The sequence below is a fragment of the Sulfuricurvum sp. genome, assembly GCF_022759005.1.
GTDB lineage: Bacteria > Campylobacterota > Campylobacteria > Campylobacterales > Sulfurimonadaceae > Sulfuricurvum.
Genome location: NZ_JAEMQA010000112.1, coordinates 1 through 5,704 on the forward strand (window position 1 = coordinate 1; position 5,704 = coordinate 5,704).

Annotated in this window: 5 protein-coding genes; all 5 read left to right on the plus strand. The window is 40.7% G+C overall.

Annotated features, from left to right (window positions below):
• On the plus strand, nt 1-532 hold a 532-nt coding region (locus JHC35_RS07045), incomplete at its 5' end, for a saccharopine dehydrogenase C-terminal domain-containing protein (protein ID WP_295043456.1).
• An 80-nt stretch (nt 533-612) separates the two neighbouring features.
• Entirely contained in the window at nt 613-2,607 is a 1,995-nt protein-coding gene (gene pgaB, locus JHC35_RS07050) for a poly-beta-1,6-N-acetyl-D-glucosamine N-deacetylase PgaB (RefSeq protein WP_295043460.1), read from the plus strand.
• An 11-nt stretch (nt 2,608-2,618) separates the two neighbouring features.
• Nucleotides 2,619-3,911 (plus strand): poly-beta-1,6-N-acetyl-D-glucosamine synthase, encoded by a 1,293-nt coding sequence (gene pgaC, locus JHC35_RS07055; protein ID WP_295043464.1) that lies wholly within the window; start codon nt 2,619-2,621, stop codon nt 3,909-3,911.
• 7 nt (nt 3,912-3,918) lie between these two features.
• Complete coding sequence (gene pgaD / locus JHC35_RS07060) at nt 3,919-4,377, plus strand: poly-beta-1,6-N-acetyl-D-glucosamine biosynthesis protein PgaD (protein ID WP_295043467.1); 459 nt, start codon at nt 3,919-3,921, stop codon at nt 4,375-4,377.
• Nucleotide 4,378: 1 nt separating this feature from the next.
• The gene (locus tag JHC35_RS07065) at nt 4,379-5,611 is read left to right on the plus strand and encodes an O-antigen ligase family protein (protein ID WP_295043470.1); all 1,233 of its coding nucleotides are present in this window, start codon (nt 4,379-4,381) and stop codon (nt 5,609-5,611) included.
• Nucleotides 5,612-5,704 lie beyond the last annotated feature (93 nt).

Genomic DNA, 5,704 nt, shown 5'->3' on the forward strand with positions numbered 1-5,704 from the left:
GGGACCAAAAGATAGCTATTTGCTCTACCACGAAGAGATGGAATCGCTCGTCAAACACATCAAAGGGCTCAAACGTATCCGCTTTTTCATGACGTTCGGTCAAAGCTACCTCACCCATATGAAATGTTTGGAAAATGTCGGGATGCTAGGAATCGAACCGGTAGAGCATCAAGGGATGAAAATCGTACCGATTGAGTTTTTGAAAACGTTGCTCCCTGATCCGGCATCACTCGGTCCGCGCACCAAAGGAAAAACCAACATCGGTATCGTCGCAGAGGGTCTAAAAGACGGCAAAAAACGCAAGATTTACATCTATCAAGTAAAAGATCACGAAGAGTGCTATGCTGAAGTAAAATCTCAAGGGGTTTCCTACACTACGGGTGTTCCGGCAGTGATCGGAGCAAAACTGATGGTGCAGGGAATCTGGAAGGGGGAGGGTGTTTTCAATATGGAACAACTCGATCCAGATCCGTTTATGGATGAGATGAATACCCAAGGACTACCTTGGAACGTTATCGAGATGGAGTGCTAAAACACTCCATAAAATCATAAGCATTTCAAAGTATACCTACTGTATAATATTTATCAAAAATACAACCACAGGTGTAGACAATGCTAAAGCCTCTTCTAAAACTCTCTTTTGTTTTTCTGACTCTTACCAGTCAATATCTCATAGCTAACGAAATGCCGAATATCTGCAGCCGTGACCAAAATATGAATGAATTTACCATTTTGAGTTACCACGAAATTGCGGACAAAAGCGAAACATTGGACTCAACATATGCAGTATCTCCATCCAATTTTGATCAGCAAATGAATTGGTTGATCGAAAACGGCTATCACTTTGTCAATATCGATGATATTATCAATTACCGTAAACATGGAAAAGCACTCCCTAACAAAGCTGTTTTGATTACCTTTGATGACGGTTATCAATCCGTATATGATAATGCCTATCCTATTTTGAAAAAGCATAAAATCCCTTTCGTAATCGCATTGGTCGGCAGTTGGCTCAATGGCAAAAAAACAGTAGATTTCAGCGGCAAAATGATTGCGCGTGACAAGTTTTTAAGCCAAAAAGAGATTAGAGTAATGATACACAGCGGCCTTGCAGAGGTTGCCAGCCATAGTTATCAATCTCACGAAGGGCTGCAAGGCAATCCACAGGGCAACACGGAACCGGCGATTACGACTCGTCTATGGTTCAATGACACCAAAACGTATGAAGATGAAAAAAGCTATCAAAAGCGTGTCTATAATGACTTATTGGAAAACAACATTTATTTAGAACGATATACGGGTCAAAAGCCGCGTGTTATGGTTTGGCCGTATGGGCATTACAATATCGAATCACGCAAAATCGCCGAAAAATTAGGCATGCCTGTCGGATTAACCTTGGATGACGGCAGCAATACACGTATTACGCCATTGTGGGGACTTCGACGTATCTTGGTTGAGGGGAAAATGACCCTTAAAGACTTAGAGCACAATATGGTGTCGAGAAATGCAAATTTAGTGGATGATGACCGAACGACAAAAGCTGCCCATATTGATCTGGATTATATCTATGATCCGGATCCCGCTCAACGAGAAAAGAATTTGGGTGCCTTACTCGACCGGATCAAAAACTTGGGTATTAACACGGTTTATTTGCAGGCTTTTGCCGATCCTGACGCCAACGGTGCAGCTGATTACGTCTATTTTCCGAATCGCAATATACCGATGCGTGCCGACCTATTTAATCGTGTAGCTTGGCAAATCGCTACACGAACACAAGTAAAACGCATTTATGCCTGGATGCCTATGATCGCATGGGAATTGCCGAAAAGCAATCCGGCATTCAACGATACGGTAGTGACATTGCAGGTGGATCCGACCCATCTCAATATGGGATATCCGAGATTGTCTCCATTTTCACCGAAAGCACGAAAAGTGATCAAAGAGATTTATGAAGACTTAGCGAAATCGTCGTATATAGATGGTATTTTATTCCATGATGACGTCACACTGTCAGATTTCGAAGATGACAGCAAGTTTGCTCATCAGCAATATAGAAAATGGGGATTGCCGGACAGTGTTAGTGCAATCAGAGCTGATAGAAAACAATTTGAGAAATGGACTAAACTCAAAACTGACTATTTAGATGATTTTGCTATGCAACTGGCACAAGTAGTCAGAAATGAACAGCCTGGGCTCAAAACGGCACGTAATCTTTATGCTCAAGTTGCATTGCATAAAGACGCTCAAGAATGGTATGCACAAAGTTTGGCTCAATCCATCAAAAAATACGACTATACCGCCATTATGGCAATGCCGTATATGGAAGAGGCTGAAAATCATCAAAAATTCTATGACGATATTGTGAAAAATGTCAAGCAAGAGCAGTGTGGAATGGAACGCACTGTGATGGAACTGCAAACGGTCAATTGGAGAAAAAACAATGAATCTATTCCTGCCAAAGAGTTAGAACATACCATCAACTATTTATACGGCTTGGGCGTTCATCATATCGCTTATTATCCCGATAATGTTTATACAAATACTCCGGATGCGAGTATGATTCAAAGAGTTTTTTCCGCAAAATCGATACGCATGCATAGTAAATAAGAAGGGTCGTAATGACTTTTGAAGTTTTTTGGCATTTGCTATGGCATTTCGTTTTAGGGTATGTCTTCTATTATCCGCTTTTCATGTCCAGTTTGTGGATTATCGGGGCAATCTTTTTTTACTTTAAAAATGAAAAGCCTTATGAAGGGTACACTATTCCTCCTCTAAAAGAGAACGAAACATGGCCAGGTGTCAGCATATTGATCCCATGCTATAACGAAGGCGAAAATGCCGTCGAAACCATCACCTATGCACTCAATGTCAACTATCCGGAATTTGAAGTCATCGCCATCAATGACGGCAGCAAAGACAATACGTTAGAGATTTTATTGGAACTAGCCAAAACCAATCCAAAACTCAAAGTTGTCAATTTGGCCGAAAACCAAGGCAAGGCCCTTGGACTTCAAGCAGGTGCACTACTTGCGAAATACGAATATCTTGTCGGAATCGACGGTGATGCGTTGATCGATGAATATTGTTTGTACTGGATGGCAAAACACTTTATCCGCTATCCCGAAGTTGCTGCAGTGACGGGTAATCCGCGTATTCGTAACCGTACAACACTTTTAGGCAAAATTCAAGTCGGAGAGTTCTCTTCTATCGTCGGTATGATCAAACGCGCACAACGAAGTTTCGGACGCTTATTTACCGTATCAGGCGTTATTACAGGATTTAGAAAAGCAGCCGTTCACGAAGTAGGGTACTGGAGTCCTGACATGCTGACCGAAGATATCGACATTACGTGGAAGCTACAGCGTAACGGGTGGGACGTCCGTTTTGAGCCGCGTGCACTGGTATGGATTTTAATGCCTGAAACTATCAAAGGACTTTGGAAACAACGCTTACGTTGGGCTATGGGTGGTGCACAGGTCATGCTCAAAAATTTCAAAGTGTTATTTTCATACCGTCAAACCCATCTTTGGGGATTGATGACCGAATTAATGCTTAGTACATTATGGGCTTACAGCATGCTTTTGGTTTTTTCAGTATGGATAGTAAGCCTCTTTTTTCCTGTCGGGTATTTGATGCCGGATCATTCACCGATATTGCCGGATCAAACAAGCATCATCCTCATCGGTACATGTTTAGTCCAATTCGCTGTCAGTAAATGGCTCGATGGACATTATGACAAAGGTTTAGGACAAAACTATTTTTGGATGATTTGGTATCCGTTCGCATACTGGATTCTCAACCTATTTACAGCCGTAACAGCCCTCCCAAAAGTACTCTTGAGCAAAAAAGGGCGAGCACGATGGGTGAGTCCGGACCGTGGTGCGCATCAACAATTAAAGAAAAAAGGATAAATCATCTATGGAAACTTTAATTATTAACAAACGTCGCGAACTACCCAAAAGCAAACGAATTTTTTGGGATCTCGTGACGCTCTTACTTTGGATTGGATTTATTTACCTGTGGAAGCCCGTATTTCATGTATTTTATCGAATCATCACATTGGGTGCTCCCGCAGGTGAAATATCCGATTGGATTTTCGGTGAGATACACAGTGTGACATTTGAACATGCTGTTTATATGCTTGTCAGCACACCAATCATCTTGTTTATACTATCTCGCCTTAACCGCCATCAAGCACCCAGTGAACATTTGCTTTACCATTCTAGTGATTATGCTAAGTATTTTCAGATCGATGAATCAGAATTGAAACAATGTTCCGATAGTCAACTCGTCACCGTATATCATGACGATGCAGGTCATATTACTCATCTGAAGAATCAAATCGAACCAAAAACGAATTATTTTTTTATGAGTTAATATGACAAAGCTTTTTACGCAATTTTTTTTCGATAAAATATTTTACTATTCTAGTTTAGCTTTTGCCTTTTCTCTCCCCCTTTCTCGTGCGGCGGTGAGTTTTTTTGTCCTTTGGTTTGTTGCCATTTTTATAGTACGTAAAGATTATGCAAAAGCATGGCAAAGCATTAGAACATCACGTGCATTAGTAGCTATGGGAGCTTTTATTGCTTTTATGTTTGCCTCAGCGCTATGGTCAAGTCAAACGCATGAAGCGCTCAATCAAATACGACTTTACAGCTATTGGATAATAATCCCTATTTTGGCAGTATCCCTAAAAAAAGAGTGGCTTCCTCACATCATCACTGCATTTATAGGCGGTATGTTTGTTAGTGAAATCATTGCATATGGTATGTATTTTGAACTATGGACTTTCAAAGGTCATGGCTCAGATTATCCTTGCCCTTTTATGTTTCACATCCACTACAGTATCTTTTTGGCAACAACAGCGACTATTCTCCTGAGCCGAATCTTATCCGATCGCTATACATGGCGAACCAAACTCCCCATGCTGCTATTTTTTCTCACTTCTAGCGGCAATCTTATGATCTCTACCGGACGGACAGGACAGCTGGCATTTTTAGTGGCAATAGCTGTTGCTGTCATTATTCACTATCGTCTCACCATCAAATCCTTTGTGATTTTTTTGACACTTAGCTCATTCCTTTTTGTCGGGGCATATAACAGTATTGATCTCTTTCAAAAGCGTTTAGATCAGGGTGTTTCGGATATTCGACAGTTTCAAGAAGGAAATTTCGATACCTCATGGGGACTGCGTGCCGCTTTTTGGATTGTAACCTATGATATTATTCGTGAACACCCTCTCGTAGGCGTAGGGATTGGAGCTTACAAATCTGCTGCAACGGAAGTATTAGCCAAAGATAACCACAACTTTAGCCCTGAAACAATTAAATGGTGCCAAAGTAACGACTTTCATAATCAATACTTAATGATCCTTGGACAAGGGGGATTGATTGGATTTGCTCTCATGATTTGGATGTTTATTGAACTTTTTAGACTAAAAATCAAAGATTCAGAGCTCAAAGAGTTCAGCGTATTGGGTCTCACGGTTTTTATCGTATCTGCCTTGTCAGAATCATTGTGGACGTTACAATTTCCCATTATTTTATTTATCTTTATCGTATCGATATCATTATCGGCAAATTTATCAAAGAGAAGGTGTCTAAAGAGGTAAAAAGAGTTAAAAGTAGCCCTAAGTGGCTTTGTTTAGAAGGTTCGATTCATAATTCATAAAAGGTTGGATATGCCATGAAAATTTTTGTTACAG

Coding starts and splice junctions, on each gene's coding strand:
- pgaB (WP_295043460.1), top strand. CDS start 613: ATGCTAAAGCCTCTTCTAAAACTCTCTTTTGTTTTTCTGACTCTTACC.
- pgaD (WP_295043467.1), top strand. CDS start 3,919: ATGGAAACTTTAATTATTAACAAACGTCGCGAACTACCCAAAAGCAAA.
- pgaC (WP_295043464.1), top strand. CDS start 2,619: ATGACTTTTGAAGTTTTTTGGCATTTGCTATGGCATTTCGTTTTAGGG.
- JHC35_RS07065 (WP_295043470.1), top strand. CDS start 4,379: ATGACAAAGCTTTTTACGCAATTTTTTTTCGATAAAATATTTTACTAT.